22 protein-coding genes and 1 pseudogene are annotated in these 16,131 nt (G+C 66.4%); 16 read left to right on the forward strand and 7 right to left on the reverse strand.

What is annotated here, in order from left to right:
* Positions 1 to 86 precede the first annotated feature (86 nt).
* The 4 genes from IB229_RS00950 to IB229_RS00965 all read left to right on the forward strand — a co-directional run bounded on the left by IB229_RS00950 (position 87) and on the right by IB229_RS00965 (position 3,531).
* The gene (locus IB229_RS00950; RefSeq protein WP_192324037.1) at positions 87 to 860 is read left to right on the forward strand and encodes an ABC transporter ATP-binding protein; all 774 of its coding nucleotides are present in this window, start codon (positions 87 to 89) and stop codon (positions 858 to 860) included.
* Complete coding sequence (locus IB229_RS00955; RefSeq protein WP_192324039.1) at positions 857 to 1,825, forward strand: ABC transporter substrate-binding protein; 969 nt, start codon at positions 857 to 859, stop codon at positions 1,823 to 1,825. Before IB229_RS00950 ends, IB229_RS00955 begins: the two co-directional genes overlap by 4 nt.
* On the forward strand, positions 1,822 to 2,847 hold the full coding sequence (locus IB229_RS00960) for a FecCD family ABC transporter permease (protein WP_225578975.1): 1,026 nt from the start codon (positions 1,822 to 1,824) through the stop codon (positions 2,845 to 2,847). Before IB229_RS00955 ends, IB229_RS00960 begins: the two co-directional genes overlap by 4 nt.
* A gap of 90 nt (positions 2,848 to 2,937) precedes the next feature.
* Positions 2,938 to 3,531: a GNAT family N-acetyltransferase gene (locus IB229_RS00965; protein WP_192324043.1), complete on the forward strand. Its 594-nt coding sequence runs from the start codon at positions 2,938 to 2,940 to the stop codon at positions 3,529 to 3,531.
* Here the strand turns inward: IB229_RS00965 and IB229_RS00970 are convergent.
* Complete coding sequence (locus IB229_RS00970; RefSeq protein ID WP_192324045.1) at positions 3,528 to 4,259, reverse strand: sulfite exporter TauE/SafE family protein; 732 nt, start codon at positions 4,257 to 4,259, stop codon at positions 3,528 to 3,530. The two genes, IB229_RS00965 and IB229_RS00970, sit on opposite strands and share 4 nt — an antisense overlap.
* Before the next feature lie 110 nt (positions 4,260 to 4,369).
* On the opposite strand from IB229_RS00970, the gene IB229_RS00975 reads away from it, so the two are divergent.
* Positions 4,370 to 5,275 carry a LysR family transcriptional regulator gene (locus IB229_RS00975; protein WP_192324047.1) on the forward strand — a complete coding sequence of 302 codons (906 nt, stop codon included), beginning with the start codon at positions 4,370 to 4,372 and terminating at the stop codon, positions 5,273 to 5,275.
* A 69-nt stretch (positions 5,276 to 5,344) separates the two neighbouring features.
* Here IB229_RS00975 and IB229_RS00980 read toward each other — a convergent pair whose 3' ends face one another.
* Positions 5,345 to 5,815 carry a hemerythrin domain-containing protein gene (locus IB229_RS00980; protein ID WP_192324049.1) on the reverse strand — a complete coding sequence of 157 codons (471 nt, stop codon included), beginning with the start codon at positions 5,813 to 5,815 and terminating at the stop codon, positions 5,345 to 5,347.
* Between the two features lie 334 nt (positions 5,816 to 6,149).
* On the opposite strand from IB229_RS00980, the gene IB229_RS00985 reads away from it, so the two are divergent.
* Complete coding sequence (locus IB229_RS00985) at positions 6,150 to 6,512, forward strand: DUF3509 domain-containing protein (RefSeq protein ID WP_192324051.1); 363 nt, start codon at positions 6,150 to 6,152, stop codon at positions 6,510 to 6,512.
* A gap of 25 nt (positions 6,513 to 6,537) precedes the next feature.
* Positions 6,538 to 6,744: a DUF2188 domain-containing protein gene (locus IB229_RS00990; protein WP_192324053.1), complete on the forward strand. Its 207-nt coding sequence runs from the start codon at positions 6,538 to 6,540 to the stop codon at positions 6,742 to 6,744.
* A gap of 54 nt (positions 6,745 to 6,798) precedes the next feature.
* On the opposite strand, the pseudogene bla reads toward IB229_RS00990, so the two are convergent.
* Positions 6,799 to 7,686: pseudogene (bla, locus tag IB229_RS00995) on the reverse strand (class A beta-lactamase).
* A gap of 123 nt (positions 7,687 to 7,809) precedes the next feature.
* Here bla and IB229_RS01000 point away from each other — a divergent pair.
* Positions 7,810 to 8,163, forward strand: coding sequence for a hypothetical protein (locus IB229_RS01000; RefSeq protein ID WP_192324055.1), 354 nt, complete (start codon positions 7,810 to 7,812; stop codon positions 8,161 to 8,163).
* Positions 8,164 to 8,173: 10 nt separating this feature from the next.
* Here IB229_RS01000 and IB229_RS01005 read toward each other — a convergent pair whose 3' ends face one another.
* Positions 8,174 to 8,758: an NAD(P)H-dependent oxidoreductase gene (locus IB229_RS01005; protein ID WP_192324057.1), complete on the reverse strand. Its 585-nt coding sequence runs from the start codon at positions 8,756 to 8,758 to the stop codon at positions 8,174 to 8,176.
* Positions 8,759 to 8,922: 164 nt separating this feature from the next.
* On the opposite strand from IB229_RS01005, the gene IB229_RS01010 reads away from it, so the two are divergent.
* Both IB229_RS01010 and IB229_RS01015 read left to right on the forward strand, forming a co-directional pair.
* Entirely contained in the window at positions 8,923 to 9,240 is a 318-nt protein-coding gene (locus tag IB229_RS01010; protein ID WP_192324059.1) for a putative quinol monooxygenase, read from the forward strand.
* A gap of 335 nt (positions 9,241 to 9,575) precedes the next feature.
* Positions 9,576 to 9,860, forward strand: a complete 285-nt coding sequence (locus IB229_RS01015; protein WP_192324061.1) for a hypothetical protein — start codon at positions 9,576 to 9,578, stop codon at positions 9,858 to 9,860.
* A 41-nt stretch (positions 9,861 to 9,901) separates the two neighbouring features.
* Here IB229_RS01015 and IB229_RS01020 read toward each other — a convergent pair whose 3' ends face one another.
* The 3 genes from IB229_RS01020 to IB229_RS01030 are packed head-to-tail and all read right to left on the reverse strand — an operon-like array spanning position 9,902 to position 11,541.
* Positions 9,902 to 10,564, reverse strand: a complete 663-nt coding sequence (locus tag IB229_RS01020; RefSeq protein ID WP_192324063.1) for a response regulator transcription factor — start codon at positions 10,562 to 10,564, stop codon at positions 9,902 to 9,904.
* A complete protein-coding gene (locus tag IB229_RS01025; protein WP_192324065.1) occupies positions 10,561 to 11,286 on the reverse strand; it encodes a sensor histidine kinase in 726 nt (241 codons plus the stop codon). The genes IB229_RS01020 and IB229_RS01025 overlap by 4 nt, the downstream gene beginning before the upstream one ends.
* Positions 11,287 to 11,295: 9 nt before the next feature.
* Positions 11,296 to 11,541: a hypothetical protein gene (locus IB229_RS01030; RefSeq protein ID WP_192324067.1), complete on the reverse strand. Its 246-nt coding sequence runs from the start codon at positions 11,539 to 11,541 to the stop codon at positions 11,296 to 11,298.
* Between the two features lie 321 nt (positions 11,542 to 11,862).
* Here IB229_RS01030 and IB229_RS01035 point away from each other — a divergent pair, with 321 nt between their 5' ends.
* The 6 genes from IB229_RS01035 to IB229_RS01060 all read left to right on the forward strand — a co-directional run bounded on the left by IB229_RS01035 (position 11,863) and on the right by IB229_RS01060 (position 16,017).
* On the forward strand, positions 11,863 to 12,207 hold the full coding sequence (locus IB229_RS01035) for a hypothetical protein (protein ID WP_192324069.1): 345 nt from the start codon (positions 11,863 to 11,865) through the stop codon (positions 12,205 to 12,207).
* The gene (locus IB229_RS01040) at positions 12,204 to 12,935 is read left to right on the forward strand and encodes an ABC transporter ATP-binding protein (RefSeq protein ID WP_192324071.1); all 732 of its coding nucleotides are present in this window, start codon (positions 12,204 to 12,206) and stop codon (positions 12,933 to 12,935) included. The genes IB229_RS01035 and IB229_RS01040 overlap by 4 nt, the downstream gene beginning before the upstream one ends.
* Positions 12,932 to 13,726: an ABC transporter permease gene (locus IB229_RS01045; protein WP_192324073.1), complete on the forward strand. Its 795-nt coding sequence runs from the start codon at positions 12,932 to 12,934 to the stop codon at positions 13,724 to 13,726. Before IB229_RS01040 ends, IB229_RS01045 begins: the two co-directional genes overlap by 4 nt.
* A 177-nt stretch (positions 13,727 to 13,903) precedes the next feature.
* The gene (locus tag IB229_RS01050) at positions 13,904 to 14,461 is read left to right on the forward strand and encodes a PQQ-dependent catabolism-associated CXXCW motif protein (protein ID WP_192324094.1); all 558 of its coding nucleotides are present in this window, start codon (positions 13,904 to 13,906) and stop codon (positions 14,459 to 14,461) included.
* A 60-nt stretch (positions 14,462 to 14,521) separates the two neighbouring features.
* Positions 14,522 to 15,184, forward strand: coding sequence for a response regulator transcription factor (locus IB229_RS01055; RefSeq protein ID WP_192324096.1), 663 nt, complete (start codon positions 14,522 to 14,524; stop codon positions 15,182 to 15,184).
* Entirely contained in the window at positions 15,184 to 16,017 is an 834-nt protein-coding gene (locus IB229_RS01060; protein ID WP_412547763.1) for a DMT family transporter, read from the forward strand. The genes IB229_RS01055 and IB229_RS01060 overlap by 1 nt, the downstream gene beginning before the upstream one ends.
* Positions 16,018 to 16,131 lie beyond the last annotated feature (114 nt).

Genomic DNA, 16,131 nt, shown 5'->3' on the forward strand with positions numbered 1-16,131 from the left:
CGCTCGATGCGCAGGCGCACCAGGGCGCCGCATTCATGGCAGATACCGCCTGTGGCGCCTTCACCTGATGAACCCGCGAACTGACCATGTCCACCCTGCACCTCGACCACCTGGCCTGGGCCACCGACACCCACCGCTGGCTGCTGCGCGACATCGACCTGCATGTCGCCCAGGGCGAGTTCGTCGGCCTGATCGGCCCCAACGGCAGCGGCAAGACCAGCCTGCTGCGCTGTGCCTACCGCTTCAGCCAACCGGCCAGCGGCCAGGTGCGGCTGGATGATCACGACCTCTGGCGACAGAGCCCGCGCTGGAGCGCACAGCGTATCGCCGTGGTGCTGCAGGAGTTTCCCCAGGAGTTCGGCCTCAGCGTGCGCGACGTGGTCGCCATGGGCCGCACCCCTCACAAAGGTCTGTTCGACGGCGATACCCTCGAAGACGCCGAGCTGATCGCGCAGGTGTTACGCCGCCTCGGCCTGGACAGCCTCGCCGAGCACGCCTTCGCCACCCTCTCCGGCGGCGAGAAACAGCGCGTGTTGCTGGCCCGCGCCCTGGTGCAACAGCCGGGGTTGCTGATTCTCGACGAGCCGACCAACCACCTTGACCCGCGCTACCAGCTGGAGCTGCTGCAGCACCTGCGCGGCCTGGGCCTGAGCACGCTGGCGAGCTTCCACGACCTGAACCTGGCGGCGGCGTTCTGCGACCGCCTGTATGTCCTCGCCGACGGCCGACTGGTCGCCAGCGGCACGCCGGACGAGGTCCTCAGCGCCGAGCTGCTCCAGCGCGTGTTCGGCGTGCAGGCGCTGGTCGACCGCCATCCCCTTCACGCGTACCCACGCATCACCTGGATCACTCAAGCATGAACCTGCGCTGCCTGATCGCTCCCCTGCTGGCCCTGTTCGCCCTGCCGGCCATCGCCAGCGACTATCCACTGACGCTGCGCAGTTGCGAGCGTGACGTGACCTTTACGAAGGCGCCGCAACGCGCGGTCAGCCACGACATCAGCCTGACCGGCATGCTGCTCGCCCTCGGCCTGCGCGAGCGCATGGTCGGCTACACCGGCATCAGCGGCTGGAAAACCCTCGACCCGGCGATGAAAACCGCTCTCGGCGACCTGCCGGAGCTGGCCGCCCGCTACCCGTCGATGGAAACCCTGCTGGGCGTCGATGCCGACCTGCTCTTCGCCGGCTGGAACTACGGCATGCGCGTCGGCGGCCCGGTCACCCCGGACACGCTGGCGCCTTTCGACATCCCGGTCTACGAACTGAGCGAATCCTGTTCGCGGATCATGGCGCAGCGCCAGGCTAGCCTCGACGACCTCTACCGCGACCTGCTCAATCTCGGCCGCATCTTTTCCGTGGAAGTACGGGCCGAAGCCCTGGTCGCCGGTCTGCGCACGCGCATCGATACCGTGCAGGCACGGCTGACGAGCCAGACCGCTACGCCGCGCGTGTTCCTCTACGACAGCGGCGAGGACCGCCCCACCACCTCCGGGCGCCTGGGCATGCCCGAGGCGCTGATCCAGGCCGCTGGCGGGCGCAACGTGATGGACGACATCGCCGCCAGCTGGACCCAGGTCAACTGGGAAAGCGTGGTCGAGCGCGACCCGGAGGTGATCCTGATCGTCGATTACGGCCCACGCACCTGGCAGCAGAAGCGTGACCTTCTGCTGCAACACCCGGCGCTGCAGGACATCCAGGCGGTACGCGAGCAGCGCTTCCTGGTGCTGTCCTACCTCGAAGTCACCCCCTCGGTGGAAAGCGCCACGGCCATCGAGAAGATCGCCGCCAGCCTGCACCCGCAGCTGTTCGGGCAGGCGTCGTACTGATGCCGATCCGTAGCCCGGCCACCTATCGTCTGTTGCTGCTCGGCCTGCTAGGCGCGCTGCTGGTGTCCTGCATCACGGCACTGGCATTCGGTCCGGCGGCCGTGCCGCAGGCCAAGGTCTGGGCGATCGTCGCCGACCAGCTGGGGCTGCAGACGCGCGGGCAGTGGAGCAAGGGCCAGGAACACATCGTCTGGCTGATCCGCGCGCCGCGGGTGCTGCTCGGCGCCCTGGTCGGCGCCGGCCTGGCCCTGGTCGGCAGCGCGCTGCAGGCGGTCACGCGCAACCCGCTGGCCGACCCGCACCTGCTCGGCGTCAGCTCCGGCGCCGCGCTCGGTGCGGTGCTGGTGGTGCTCTACCTGGGCGAATTCATCGGCGCGTTCAGCCTGCCGCTGGCGGCCTTCATCGGCGCGGCCGGCGCCATGCTACTGGTGATCGCCGTGGCCCGACGCGGCGGTCGCCTGGAAAGCGATCGCCTGCTGCTGGCCGGGGTGGCGGTGTCATTCGTGCTCATGGCCCTGGTCAACCTGCTGCTCTACACCGGCGAACACCATGCCGCCAGCTCGGTGGTGTTCTGGATGCTCGGCGGCCTGGGGTCGGCACGCTGGCAGGTGATCTGGCTGCCGGCGCTGTGCGTGGCGCTCGGCCTGCTCGCCCTGCTGGTGCTGGCGCGCGGCCTCAATGCGCTGATGAGTGGCGAACAGACCGCCGTCAGCCTGGGCTTCAGCGGCCCGCGCCTGCGCCTGCAGGTGTTCGTCTGCACCGCACTGCTGACCGGTGTGCTGGTGTCGCTGTCGGGCGCCATCGGCTTCGTCGGCCTGATGGTGCCGCACATGGCGCGGCGCCTGGTCGGTGCCGAACACCGCCGCCTGCTGCCAATCAGCGCCCTGCTCGGCGCGCTGTTCCTGGTCTGGGTGGATGTCGCCGCACGCACCCTGATCGCCCCCGAAGACCTGCCCATCGGTATCGCCACCGCGGCACTCGGCGGGCTGTTCTTCATCCTCCTGCTGCGCCGCCGCACATGAGCCTGTTGCGCCAACGAGGCGCCGACGCGCTTGACGCTGCCGCGCGCGCTCGCGTTATCGTCACCTCCCAGCCACCATCCCGGACCGACGATGAACGCGCCTGATCTACAGCCCACCCTCACCGGCGCCCATGCCGAACTGCGCCCGCTGCAACGCGAGCACGCCGCCGACTTGCTGGCTGCCGCGGCCGACGGTGAGTTGTGGAACATGAACCTCACGGTGATCCCCGGCCCGGATACCGTCGATGCCTACCTGAACAAGGCCCTGGCCGGCCGTGCAGCCGGCACGGCGATGCCCTTCGCCATCGTCGCTTGCAACAGCGGCGAGGTGGTCGGCAGCACGCGTTTCTGGAAGATCGACGCGGACAACCGCAAGCTGGAGATCGGCCACACCTGGCTCGCTCAATCGGCCCAGCGTTCGGGGATCAACACCGAGGCCAAGTACCTGCTGCTGTGTCATGCCTTCGAGGTGCTGCACTGCGTGCGCGTGCAGTTCACCACCGATCAGCTGAACCAGCGCTCGCGCGCGGCCATCCTGCGCATCGGTGCGGTAGAGGAAGGCCTCGTCCGCCACGAACGCATCATGCCCGACGGGCGCAAACGCAACTCGGCGCGCTTCAGCATCATCGACAGCGAATGGCCGATGGTGAAACTACGCCTGCAGGCACTGCTGAAGCGGGATTAGAGCGCCGCCCGCAGCAGCGCGTGCAGGCCCAGCAGCAACAGGCCGATGAAGAACAGCCGCCGGAAACTGGCTTCGCTCAGGCGCTGACGCAGGCGCTGGCCGATCTCAAGGCCGAGCAGCGCGGGCAGCAACATCAACCACGACCAGCCCATCTCCGCGCCTTCGAGGCCGCCGTACCACCACAGTCCCGCGCCCAGGGCCAGGGTGGAGACGGTAAACGACAGCCCGAGCGCCTGGATCAGGCTGTCACGTGGCAGACCCAAGGCCTGCAGATAGGGCACCGCCGGAATCACGAACACGCCGGTGGCGCCGGTGACCACGCCGGTGAGAAAGCCCGCCAGCGAGGAATGCAGCGTTTCGCCGCGTGTCGGCAGGCGCGGGCGATACGCCAGCAGGCCGATGCTGCCGTAGACCACCAGGCACACACCCAGCGCAACGCCAACCCAGGCATTCTGGGCCTGCACCAGCCAGCGCGTGGTCAGCAGCGTGCCCAGGGTCAGCGCCAGCAGCATCGGCCACAAGCGCGTGAGCAACGGCAGCAGCGCCGGGCCACGCAGCAGCTGCCAGAGGTTGGTGATCAGCGAAGGAATCAGCAGCAGCGCCGACGCCTCGCCGGGGGTCATCGCCAGCACCAGCAGGCCGATCGCGATGGTCGGCAGGCCCATGCCCAGCACACCCTTGGCCAGGCCGGCGAAAAAGAACACCACAAATGAAAAAGCCACGACCATGGGCCTGCATTCCTGCGAGAATTTCGCCCAGCTTGCCTGGCGCCGGCCGCGCGCAGAATCCGTATCTGCCGAGCCCTGCCTCAGGCCTGACCGAAGCCAACGGGTGGCCCATGCGATTCGACCTGATTGACCTCAAGCTGCTGCTCGCCATCGCCGAAGCCGGCAGCATCACCCGCGGCGCCGAGCTCAGCCACATGGCGCTGGCGTCGGCCAGCGCGCGGATCAAGGCGCTGGAGGACAGCCTCGGCGCTCCCCTGTTCGAGCGTCAGCGCCATGGTGTGCAGCCCACCGCCGCCGGCCGCGCGGCGATCCATCACGCCCAGGCGGTGATGCACCAGTTGCAGATGATGAACCATGAGCTGGGCAATTTCGCCAGTGGCCTGCGTGGTCGCGTGCGTCTGCTGAGCAATACCGCAGCGCTGGCCGAACACCTGCCCGAGGTACTCGGCGACTACCTGCTGCAACACCCGCAGATCGACCTGGATATCGAGGAGCGTCCCAGCCACGCAATCGTCGACGCCCTGCACAAGCGCCAGGCCGAACTCGGCGTGCTGGCCGACAGCACCGACATGATCGGGCTGGAGGCACGCCCGCTGTGCAGCGATCCGCTGCTGCTGATCAGCTCGCGCGACCAAGACGCCGTCTCCGCGCAGCACCGGGTGCGCTTCGACGAGCTGCTGGAGCGTGCCTTCGTCGGCCTCGCCGCGGACAATCCGCTGCAGGCGCATATCACCGGCAAGGCGCTGAAGGCAGGCCGCCCGCTAAGCGTGCGCCTGCGGGTCAGCAGTTTCGAGGCGATGTGCGGGCTGGTTGCCCGGGGCGTCGGCGTGGCAATCCTGCCGCAGGCGGCGCTGCAGCGCTCGGCCTTCCAGACACAGCTGCGGGCCTGGCCGCTGCAGGACGCTTGGGCCACGCGCACGCTGTACCTGTGCGCGCCGTCATTTGCCCAGCTTACCCCACAGGCCGCGACGCTGGCCGAGCACATTCTGGCCGCCAGTAGGCCGAACGCCGACTGAGCGTGGTCGAACGAGAGAACACCGCGAGATGGAGCGAGCCGCTACGCGAAGGCGCAGCGGCTCAGCAGGTCAGGCCGCCTTGGCGAGCATGGCCTTTTTCAGCAGGGCCTTGCGGGTCTCCATGGCCTTGCCCAGTTCCTTGAGTTTTTCCTCACCGAGCAGACGGCGTGCCTCGGGGAACATCTCCGTCTCTTCTTCCTCGATGTGGTGCTCAAGCAGTTCCTTAAGCACTTTCACCCGGCCGGAGAACTCGATGGAGCCGGGATCGGTGTGGATCAGATCGGGCAGCACCAGCGAATCCACAGTACGGTGCTCCTCTTTAGCTTCGGCGGTCATCACCGCCTGCTCCTTCTTGCCGGCTTCCTTGTAGGCCGGGTAGAAAATCTCTTCCTCGATGTCGGTGTGCACCATCAGCTCCTGCTCGATCTTGTGCAGCAGTTCGACGCGAGTTTTTACGCCGCGCTCGGTGGTGCTGCTCAGTCGTTCGAGCAGGCCTTTGACCGTTTCATGGTCTTTCTTCAACAGGTCGATCGCGTTCATTTCTCATCCTCATAGGCGGTTGAAGCACGGCGTACAGTGCGCCGCGCCCTCAGTAAGAGGACTGGCCGTGTCGGCAAACAGTTCGAGGTGTTTGGTCTGCTGGGCTCCGGTGAAAAAGACATCGCCACCCCTGCGTAAAGGTGGCCATTTGCCCTGATTGCAGTTTGCACGGGCATAAAAAACGTCATCGTGCAGTTTGCAACCAGCGCCTCTGCAAGAGACGGCTGGAAACCCCGTAAACCGTGGCTTTCAGCGATTTTCAAAAGCTGGCACAGGCCGTGCAATAGCCTCTGCACAACCCGATAACACCCCATCCAATAACAAGGTGTGCAGCATGAAAATCGCCATCAAGGAATTCTTCGACTCCTTCCCTGACTACGACGTGAAAATCAAACCGCGCCCGGACGGCACCCTGCTGTTGACCATGCGCCGGGGTGAACTGCCAGCACTGAACAAGGCCATCGACAGCGCGGCCATTTTCTGCGAACGCGCCATGCGTGACCTGATCCGCGAAGTGCAACGCGACATCAAGCTGGCTGCCGGCGAAATTCGCTTCCACGGCGAAGGCAGCCAATGGATCCGCAACAAGCTGCCGACCTTCACGGGTGGCCCGATTCACGAAACCGCATCGAAAACCCTGGTGGCGCGGCGCAAGCTGGACAACGCCAAGACCCGCCAGTATTCCCAGTCTGCCTGATCAGCAGACCACCCAAGGAGCGACTATGGACAGCTATCAGATCTGCGCATCGGAAATCGGTTGGGAACTGCGTCGGGCAGGGTCGACGGAAGCGACCAAGGTCATGCCCTCCAAGGAAGACATGCTCGGTTTCCTGCCGCGCTACATGGATGGCAAGACGGCACTGGTGAAGATCTACGGGCGTAACGGCTCGTTCGAGTGCGAGCAGCGTTACCCGCAAGCGCGGATGTGATTCGCGCGGCGCACAAAAAAGGCACCCTGCGGTGCCTTTTTTATTGCCTGCCGCTCAGCCCTGCCAGTGCGCCACGGCGCGCGCGGCACGGGCAATCGCCGCGTTGTTCGCCGGCGCCTGCGCGTCGTCGTGATAGGTGTAGATCGCCAACACCAGCGGTGCCTGCTGCGGGCGCCAGAGCACGGCCACATCATGCGCCGTGCCATAAGCGCCAGTGCCGGTCTTGTCGCCCACCCGCCACGGCGCCGGCACCCCGGCACGGATGCGCGCACCGCCGGTGGTATTGCCCAGCAGCCAGGTTTACAGACGTTGGCGCTGGGCGGCATTCAACGCCTCGCCGAGCACCGTGCGTTGCAGGGTCCGGACCATCGCGACCGGCGTGGTGGTGTCGCGCGGGTCGCCAGGGATGGCGCTGTTCAGCTCGGTCTCCCAGCGCTCCAGGCGGAACGTGCGGTCGCCAATCGAACGGGCGAATGCGGTCACCGCTTGTGGCCCGCCGAGAATCTTCATCAGCAGATTGGCCGCGGCGTTGTCGCTGTACTGGATGGTCGCCGCGCACAGCGCATCCACGGTCATGCCGCTGTCCAGGTGCTGCGCGCAGATCGGCGAATGGCTGATCAGGTCGCTCTTCTGGTAACGAATAAGCCGCTGCAGCAGGGTGCTGTCCTGCATGCTGCGCTGCAGAATGGCCGCCGCCAGTACGACCTTGAAGGTACTGCACAGCGGAAAGCGCTCGTCACCGCGGTAGCTCAGCTGCGCGCCACTGCCGGTGTCGAGGACGAACACGCCGAGGCGGCCGCCCAACTCCTGCTCGATACGCATCAATGCGGCCAAGGTCGCAGGCGTGTCCGATTTTCCACCCGCCCACGCGCCATACACCGGCAGCAGCGACAGGGCGCCAGCCAGGTGCAGAAAATGACGACGGTTCAGCGAGATGGGCATGACAGGCTCCTGCGACGACTCAAGCGCGCATGCTAGCGCATCGAACAGCCATGCCGGCTAGCGCACGCTGGCGCGAAGCGATATCTGCCAGAATCGGGCGCTGCCCCCCGAGGTTTCATCGCCATGCCAGTTCGCCGCCTCATCTCCCCTCTGCTGCTTGCCGGCCTGCTGGTAGACGGCGCCTCGGTCGTTGCCGGTAGCGGCGAATACGAGCTGCCTTGGCAGAACCCACAGGAGGTGCTTGCCTACCGCTCCTGCGGCTGCGGCGACAGCTGCTGGGTTGCCGAGGTGCGCGATGCGCAGAGCCAGGCGGTGAAACTGCGCCTGCGCTGCGATTGCGAGCAGCTATTCGTCAGCCAGGCGGACCGCAGCAGCACCGAGCGCCCGTTGGCGCAGAGCTGTGCGGCGATCAATCAGCACGCGGACAAGCCGACGGCCATCGGCGAGGCGCTGGAGCGGTTGCTGCAGCAGCCCTGATCGGCTGCAGTCAGAGCCCGAACACCGCCTTCAGGTGCGCCTCGTAGCGGGCGATGTCGGCGTCGATATCCGGACGCTTCATCACATCGACCGCGAGGAAGGTCGGCAGGCTGCTCATGCCGAGGAACTGGTTGGCCTTGTGGAACGGGAAGTACACGGCATCCACGCCCTTGCCCTCGAAGAAATCGCTGGGGTCATCGAAGGCTTGCTGCGGGGCGTTCCAGGTGGCCGAGATCATGTACTGCCTGCCCTGCAGCAAACCGCCGCTGCCGTACTTCTGCGAGGCATCGGAACGCGTACGGCCATCGTTGGCGTAGAGGCTGCCGTGGCCGGCAGTGAACACCTCGTCCATGTACTTCTTCACGGTCCACGGCGCGCCCATCCACCAGCCCGGCATCTGCCAGATCACCACGTCGGCCCAGAGGAACTTGGCCACTTCTTCGTCGAGGTCGTAACCGCCGTCGATGAAGGTGGCCTGGACATCGAAGCCGGCGCGGTCGAGGAAGGCGATGGCGGCATCATGCAGGGTTTCGTTGTAACGGCCAGCGGAGTGGGCGAACTGTTTGCCGCCGTTGAGCAGAAGGATCTTTTTCATCGAGGAATGCCTCATCAGGGAATCGATGGGCCGCACGGTAACGGGCGAGCGCAGGCGGAAAAAGCCGCAGCGGGGCAAATGACATTTGAGTAAACAGCATCAATCAAGCATTTACTCTTGCTTTAAAGTCTGCAGCCTTTGCCAGCCGACACGGGAAACTACCCATGAGCACGCCCTACGCGTTCATCCTCCACGCCCACACCCAGCCGGAAAAATCCGCCGCGTTCGCCGAACTGTTCGCCGCCTACGTCGCCCCCAGCCGGGCCGAAGCCGGCTGCATCGAGTACCACATGCTGCGCGACGCGCAGGACCCGAGCCTGTTCATCTTCTTCGAGGTCTGGCAATCCAGGGCGCACTTCGACGAGCACGTCGCGCTGCCGCACATGCAGCGCTTCCACGAGCAGCGCATGGACTATCTGGCCCGCGACTTCGATGTCCGCCTGATCGACATGCTCAGCCCGGCATCCGCCAGTAAAGGCTGAGCAGCGGCGGGAGCGGCGCGCCGAGCAGGGTTATCGAACCGCCCGCCTGGTGAGGGGTCCGAATTAATGCTGGGATCGCACCCGTTCACCGCGCATTGGCGGTGGCGACAGGCGCTGTCTGTCGCCACCCCTGCTCGCAGCCAGGTGATCCAACCAGGGCTGCTAGCGGTTGACCGCTCCGTCCACGAGCGGCCAGCCAGCGATGCGTGATCCGTTCGCTGATGCGACTCCACCAGGAAGCCCATTCGGCTCCTGCAGCAGGCACGCGGCCCTCGCCGCATCGACCTGAGGCAGACCGGGTGACGCTGGTCTTGTACCGATACAGGAGATTCATCATGGTCATGCACTACAAGGTCGACGGCCATCTGGCCTGTGGCAATCACGGCACCAACCTCACCTCCACCCGCGAACTGGCCCGGGTGAAATGCCGCACCTGCCGCAATACCGAAGTGTTCAAGGAAGCCCGGCGCACCGCCCGTAATGCAGCGCGCCGCGCCGCCCGCAAGGCCAAGGCGGAAAACGCCGCGAACGACTGGCGCAGTGCCTGGCAGCAGCGCCTCACCGCCCTGCCCGGCACCAGCCGCCTGCCGCGCGGTTTCGCCGACCAGGCCTTCGTCTAGCCGCCTGATGCAGAGCCGAGCACCGTTGTCGGTGCTCGGGCTCAGGCGCTGAGCCGTGCGCCCTGCTCGCCGGTACGCAGCACGCCGGTGTCGATGGCCAGGTGCACCAGCTCGGCCTGCGATGCCACTTGCAGCTTCTGCTTGAGCAGGGTCATGTGGTTGGACACGGTCTTGCTGCTGATGCACAGCTTCTCGGCGATCTGCCGCGCCGGCAGGCCGCGGGCGAACATCACGAAAATCTCGAATTCACGCTGGGTCATGTCGCGCAGGCGCGGGTCGTGCCCCTCGCCCTTGTGCGGGTTGCAGGCCATCTGCGTGGCCAGGCGCTGCTCCAGGTAGACATGCCCGGCCGTGACCCAGCGCACCGCCTCGAGCAACACTTCGGGGCTCGCGCTCTTGCTCACGTACCCCGTGGCGCCGGCCTCCAGCGCCTGGCGCACCAGGCTCAGCTCGTCATGCAGACTGAAGAACAGCACACGCAGTTGCGGCAGGCGCTGGCGCAGGCGTCGGGTCGCCTCGAAGCCGCTGATACCAGGCAAGCCGATGTCCATGATGACCAGGCTGGGGATGCTTTCCTGCACCCGCTGCTGGGCCTCCTCGCCGCTCGCCGCCTCGCTTACCTGCACCTCGGGAAACACCGCGCGCAGCAGGCTGGCGTAGCCCTGGCGGACCACGGCGTGATCGTCGACCAGCAGAATCTTCATGGGTGGTTCTCCACAGGCAGGCACAGTAGAAGGGTCCAGCCGCGCCGCTGACGGCGGGCGATTCGCAGCTCGCCACCGAGTTCGCTTGCGCGGCGCATCATCGATTGCAAACCCAGGCCGGCGCTGTCGCCGGCACCGCCGCGGCCGTTGTCACTGAGCACGAACATCAACCGCCCACTGCGCCATCGCAGGCGGAGACGCACCTGGCTGGCCACGGCGTGCCGGGCCACATTGCTCAGCGCTTCCTGCAGCAGCAGGCGGATCGCGCGAACCGCTTCGGGTCGCAACGCCGACAGGCTGAACGGAACATGCAGAACACAGCGCAAGCCATGATCACGCTGCCAGCGCGAGGCAAGCGCCTGCAGCATCGGTTGTAGGCGTTCCGGCTCACCAGGCAGGCCATCGAGCACGCGCCGGAAGCCCTCCTGCAGCGCCTGGCAGTTCTGCGCCAGTGCCGCAACGTTCGGCTGCATCGGCGCCTCGCCGACGAGCGCGAGCACGGCGAGTTGCGCGCGGATGGCTACCAGGTACTGGCCGAGGTCATCGTGAACCAGCTGCGCCAGGCGTGTACGCTCGGCACGCCGCAGTTGGTTCAGCTGCCGTTGCAGCGCGGCATTGCGCGCCTCGCTGCGCTGCAGCTGCTGGTGCACTGTTTCCGGCGCGTTGCGCAGGTCCGGGTATGCAGGTGCGGCACGGGTGTCGAGACAGCGGACGTTGGGCATGGCGCGATTTCAGTTGAGCTGCGTCGCGTCATCGACCAGGGTCGCGTAGACCGGCCCGGGCGCCGTGTCGATCACCAGTAGCGTGGCGTCCGCGCAGCGCGCGGCGACGCAGACCGGCAACGCCTGGCCGTGATGCGCCTCACTGACGGGCTGCGCCGTAACCGGGGTGCCGTCGGCAACGGTCAGCAGGCGGTCGAAACCGATCAGGCTGGCGATCAGCAGCAGGTTGAGAATCAGGGTCTTGAGCGTGGTCATGGCGCACACCTCTTGTTTTGGTTCCGCATGCGCTCATGCTAGTGCCGTGGGCCTGGTGACCCTCTACTACCTTGGTACGAGGGCACTGGTACTTTCTGCATATTTCCCCGACTCTGGCGCCTTCCTATGCTGAGGACGCTGGCGCAGTTTCCGTCTGTGCCCGCTCACAAGCCCTAAACAGATTCCAAGAAACCTCGGGACGCCAGCCATGACCCGCTACGCCGTCTACGTTCTGTTCTGCTTCGGCGCCCTGTGCTGCGCCAGCCTGGTGGCGACCGACCTGCAGGCTGCGCCAGCGGCGGCACACGCCGGGCCCACGGCATGAAACTGCTGCTCGCGCTGCTGCCGGTGAGCCTGGGTAGCGGCCTGATGTTCGCCCCGCCACCCGGCGACCCGCTGCGCGATGCCTACCTGGTCAGCAGCAAGCGCCTGAACTGCCTGGACGGCGACTGGCAACTGCAGCGTGGCAACTCGCCCGCCGCCATCAGCGCCTATGAGCAGTGCGTGGCGAAATGGAACGACATCTATTCGATGCTGCGCCTGAGCCACCTCTACCGCGACGACCAACCGGCGCGTGCCGCCGACCTGCTGGTGCGGGCCGAACAGCTCGACGCCGCCCAGGCAGCCTACTGGCGCCAGCGCCTCGCCGCGCAGGACAGTCGATGAGCAGCCTGGAAGTGCAGGACCTGGGCTTCGCCTACGGCGAGCGCCAAGCGCTGCAGCAACTCAGTTTTCGCTGCGCCCCCGGCCAGTTCACCGCCCTGCTCGGCCCCAACGGCGCCGGCAAATCGACCCTGATCGCCCTGCTCACCTGCCTGTACGGCGTGCAGCAGGGGCAGATCCGCATCGGTGGGCATGACCTGCGCCATGCGCCGCGTCAGGCCCTGGCCCAGCTCGGTGTGGTGTTCCAGCAGAGCACCCTGGACCTCGACCTCTCGGTGCAGCAGAACCTGCATTACCACGCCGCCCTGCACGGCCTGCCGCGTGCCCTGGCCAGCCAGCGCATCGAGGAAGAGCTGCAACGCCAGCAGCTCGGCGAACGCCGCCACGACAAGGTGCGCCTGCTCAATGGCGGCCACCGCCGACGCGTCGAGATCGCCCGTGCGCTGCTGCATCGGCCGCGCCTGCTGCTGCTCGACGAAGCCAGCGCCGGCCTCGACCCGGCCAGTCGCCAGGCACTCGGCGCGCACGTGCGCCAGCTGTGCGCCGAACAGCAGCTCAGCGTGCTGTGGACCACTCACCTGTTCGACGAAGTACAGGACGACGACGCCCTGCTCATCCTTCACCGCGGCCAACTGGTCGCCCAGGACCGCGCCGCGGCGATCAGCGCCCGTCACGGCCAGGGCAGCCTGGCCCAGGCCTTCACCCAGCTGACCGCCGAGGCGACGGCATGAGCGCCTACTGGGCCTGCTTCTGCGGCGTGGCCTGGCGCGAGTGGCTGCGCTTCATCCAGCAGCGCTCGCGCTTCTTCAGCGCCCTGGTGCGCCCGCTGCTGTGGCTGGTGGTGTTCGCCGCCGGCTTTCGCAGCGCACTGCACATCGAGGCGCTGGAACCCTACGTCGGCGCGGTGAACTACGAGACCTACGCGGTACCCGGCCTGGCCTGCATGATCCTGCTGTTCAACGGCATGCAGAGTTCGCTGTCGATGGTCTACGACCGCGAGATGGGTAGCATGCGCGTGCTGCTGACCAGCCCGCTGCCGCGCGCCTTCCTGCTCGCCAGCAAGCTGCTGGCCACGGCGATGGTCTCGCTGCTGCAGGTCTACGCCTTCCTCGCTATCGCCTGGCTGTATGGCGTGCAACCACCAGCGCTGGGCCTGCTCGCCGCGTTGCCGGCGCTGCTATTGGCGGCACTGCTGCTCAGCGCCCTCGGCCTGCTGCTGTCCAATCACATCCGCCAGCTGGAGAACTTCGCCGGGGTGATGAATTTCGTCATCTTCCCGCTGTTCTTCCTCTCTTCGGCGCTCTACCCGCTGCGACAGATGCGCGAAGCCAGCGAATGGCTGTACTGGCTCAGCGCAATCAACCCGTTCAGTCATGCCGTGGAACTGGTGCGCTTCGCCCTGTACGAGCGCCTCAACCTGCTCGCGCTGCTGGTATGCCTGGGCCTGACGCTGCTGTGCAGCGCCCTGGCGGTGCTCACCTTCAACCCGCAACACGCCGCTGTGCGCCGCTCGGCCCCGTGAGGGTCGGCGCCATAAAACCAGTACTTTGGTCGTAGTTTTCCCTCACGAACGTAGCATTTCCAGCGGGCAGGCCTTGTGGCTCTAATGGCCTATAGCCTGCCAACCCGCACCACCGCCCTCTGGCGTGCAGCGTGGCCGAGCGGACTCTTTTAATAAAATCGACCCGGGAATCAGCTCATGCGGAAGTCGATCATCTGCCTCACCCGCTCCACCCTGCTCGGCCTGTGCCTGCTGAGCGGTACCGTGGCGGCTGCCGAACCTGCCCTGTTCAACGCCGACGGCTATCGCCAGACGCAATACCGCAGCCCCACACCGCCAACCGCCGACGGCGCACGGACCCTCGATACCGCCAGCCTGCAACAGCTGCTGCGCGAACAGCCGCAGACCGTGCTGATCGATGTGTTCCGCCAGCAATGGCTGAACCAGCGCTTCATCCCCGACACCCCGCCCCACGCCAACCTGCCGGGCAGCCTGTGGCTGGCCAACGTCGGCGATGGCAGCCTGGAGCCGCAGTGGCAACAGTATTTCGAGGCGAACCTGGCGCGCGTCAGCGGGCAGCGCAAGGAACGCCCGCTGGTGTTCTACTGCAAGTCCGACTGCTGGCTGTCCTGGAACGCCATCAAGCGCGCGCGCGCGCTGGGCTACACATCACTCTACTGGTACCGTGACGGTATCGATGCCTGGCAGCAAGCCGGCCTGCCCCTGCACCCGGCCCAGCCCGCAGCACTGCCCTGAACACCTGCCAGCAATACCCTGCGTGCGGCACGATAATCATAAGAACGAGGTCCACAGGCCATGTACAAGATACTGATTGCAGACGATCACCCGCTGTTTCGCGAAGCGATCCACAACGTCATCCGTGACGGCTTCCCGGAGAGCGAGATCCTCGAGACTGCCGACCTCGACAGCGCCCTGGTGCTGACCCAGGAACACGACGACCTCGACCTGATCCTGCTCGACCTGAACATGCCCGGCATGCACGGCCTCGGCGGCCTGATCAACCTGCGCAACGAGGCGCCGACCATCCCCGTGGTAATCGTCTCCGCCGAGCAGGACAAGCAGATTGTCCTGCAGGCCATCACCTACGGTGCCGTCGGTTTCATCACCAAGTCCTCGCCGCGGGCGCAGATGACCGATGCCATCGAGCAGATCCTCAATGGCAACGTCTACCTGCCCTCGGACATCATCCGCACGCAGAAGAGCAGCACCCGGCGCACGCAGAACGAACCGAGCATTCCACCAGAACTGCTGCAGGCGCTGACCCGCAAGCAACTGCTGGTGCTGGAGCGCATGACCAAGGGCGAATCGAACAAGCAGATCGCCTATAACCTCGACATTGCCGAAACCACGGTCAAGGCCCACGTCTCGGCAATCCTGCGCAAGCTCAACGTGCACAATCGCGTGCAGGCCATCCTGTCGGCCGGCGACATCGACTTCGCTGCGTACCTGCGTCGCTGATGCTGCGCGTCATCCTGCTCACGGCGCTGGCGATGCTCGCCTTCGCCGGCAACTCGCTGCTGTGTCGCGTGGCCCTGCGCGACAGCGAGCTCGACCCCGCCAGCTTTACCGCTATACGTCTGGTATCTGGCGCCCTGGTGCTGTGCCTGCTGGTCATGCTGCGCGGCAAGGGTCGCGTGCAGGGCGACTGGCGCTCGGCGCTGGCGCTGTTCGGCTACGCCGCTGGGTTCTCCTTCGCCTATGTCGAACTCGACGCCGGCACCGGCGCGCTGGTGCTGTTCGGCGCGGTGCAGGCGAGCATGATCGGCTACGGCTGGCTGCACGGTGAACGCCTGCGCGCGTTGCAGATCGTCGGCCTGCTTTGCGCCATAGGCGGCCTGCTGCTGTTGCTCCTGCCCGGCGCCAGCGCACCACAACCGCAGGCCGCCGGGATGATGCTGCTGGCCGGCGTGGCCTGGGCCTTCTACTCGTTGCTCGGCCGTGGCAACAGCGACCCGCTGGCGGCCACCGCTGGCAATTTCCTGCGCAGCCTGCCGGCCCTGCTGCCGCTGTGCCTGCTCTACTACCCGCATCTGCAATGGGACCGTCTCGGCGCGTTCTACGCGCTGCTCTCCGGCGCCCTCGCCTCGGGCATCGGCTACGCCATCTGGTACACCGCCCTGCCACACCTGCGTGCCATGCAGGCCGCCAGCGTGCAGCTCAGCGTACCGATCATCGCCGCCGTCGCCGGCGCCTTGCTGCTCGGCGAACAACTGAGCCTGCGCCTGCTGATCGCCTCGGTGGCGGTGCTGGGCGGGATTGCACTGATTCTGCTGGTCAAAGCCAAAGCCTGACCCCGCCGCTATCCCTAGATTGATTGATGATTGATCGTTCCCACGCTCCGCGTGGGAATGCAGCTCTCGACGCTCCAGCGTCCACCCGCAGCTTTGCGCAGCCGGCAACTCTGT

Source organism: Pseudomonas sp. PDM14 (assembly GCF_014851905.1).
Taxonomy (GTDB): domain Bacteria; phylum Pseudomonadota; class Gammaproteobacteria; order Pseudomonadales; family Pseudomonadaceae; genus Aquipseudomonas.

What these genes read in the sequence shown, in the direction of transcription:
- IB229_RS00970 (WP_192324045.1), bottom strand. Translation starts at nt 4,259, where the DNA reads ATGGTCGTGGCTTTTTCATTTGTGGTGTTCTTTTTCGCCGGCCTGGCC.
- IB229_RS00965 (WP_192324043.1), top strand. Translation starts at nt 2,938, where the DNA reads ATGAACGCGCCTGATCTACAGCCCACCCTCACCGGCGCCCATGCCGAA.
- IB229_RS00990 (WP_192324053.1), top strand. Translation starts at nt 6,538, where the DNA reads ATGGACAGCTATCAGATCTGCGCATCGGAAATCGGTTGGGAACTGCGT.
- IB229_RS00980 (WP_192324049.1), bottom strand. Translation starts at nt 5,815, where the DNA reads ATGAACGCGATCGACCTGTTGAAGAAAGACCATGAAACGGTCAAAGGC.
- IB229_RS00955 (WP_192324039.1), top strand. Translation starts at nt 857, where the DNA reads ATGAACCTGCGCTGCCTGATCGCTCCCCTGCTGGCCCTGTTCGCCCTG.
- IB229_RS01045 (WP_192324073.1), top strand. Translation starts at nt 12,932, where the DNA reads ATGAGCGCCTACTGGGCCTGCTTCTGCGGCGTGGCCTGGCGCGAGTGG.
- IB229_RS00975 (WP_192324047.1), top strand. Translation starts at nt 4,370, where the DNA reads ATGCGATTCGACCTGATTGACCTCAAGCTGCTGCTCGCCATCGCCGAA.
- IB229_RS01040 (WP_192324071.1), top strand. Translation starts at nt 12,204, where the DNA reads ATGAGCAGCCTGGAAGTGCAGGACCTGGGCTTCGCCTACGGCGAGCGC.
- IB229_RS01025 (WP_192324065.1), bottom strand. Translation starts at nt 11,286, where the DNA reads ATGCCCAACGTCCGCTGTCTCGACACCCGTGCCGCACCTGCATACCCG.
- IB229_RS01015 (WP_192324061.1), top strand. Translation starts at nt 9,576, where the DNA reads ATGGTCATGCACTACAAGGTCGACGGCCATCTGGCCTGTGGCAATCAC.
- IB229_RS01060 (WP_412547763.1), top strand. Translation starts at nt 15,184, where the DNA reads ATGCTGCGCGTCATCCTGCTCACGGCGCTGGCGATGCTCGCCTTCGCC.
- IB229_RS01005 (WP_192324057.1), bottom strand. Translation starts at nt 8,758, where the DNA reads ATGAAAAAGATCCTTCTGCTCAACGGCGGCAAACAGTTCGCCCACTCC.
- IB229_RS01055 (WP_192324096.1), top strand. Translation starts at nt 14,522, where the DNA reads ATGTACAAGATACTGATTGCAGACGATCACCCGCTGTTTCGCGAAGCG.
- IB229_RS01000 (WP_192324055.1), top strand. Translation starts at nt 7,810, where the DNA reads ATGCCAGTTCGCCGCCTCATCTCCCCTCTGCTGCTTGCCGGCCTGCTG.
- IB229_RS00985 (WP_192324051.1), top strand. Translation starts at nt 6,150, where the DNA reads ATGAAAATCGCCATCAAGGAATTCTTCGACTCCTTCCCTGACTACGAC.
- IB229_RS01050 (WP_192324094.1), top strand. Translation starts at nt 13,904, where the DNA reads ATGCGGAAGTCGATCATCTGCCTCACCCGCTCCACCCTGCTCGGCCTG.
- IB229_RS01030 (WP_192324067.1), bottom strand. Translation starts at nt 11,541, where the DNA reads ATGACCACGCTCAAGACCCTGATTCTCAACCTGCTGCTGATCGCCAGC.
- IB229_RS01020 (WP_192324063.1), bottom strand. Translation starts at nt 10,564, where the DNA reads ATGAAGATTCTGCTGGTCGACGATCACGCCGTGGTCCGCCAGGGCTAC.
- IB229_RS01035 (WP_192324069.1), top strand. Translation starts at nt 11,863, where the DNA reads ATGAAACTGCTGCTCGCGCTGCTGCCGGTGAGCCTGGGTAGCGGCCTG.
- IB229_RS01010 (WP_192324059.1), top strand. Translation starts at nt 8,923, where the DNA reads ATGAGCACGCCCTACGCGTTCATCCTCCACGCCCACACCCAGCCGGAA.
- IB229_RS00950 (WP_192324037.1), top strand. Translation starts at nt 87, where the DNA reads ATGTCCACCCTGCACCTCGACCACCTGGCCTGGGCCACCGACACCCAC.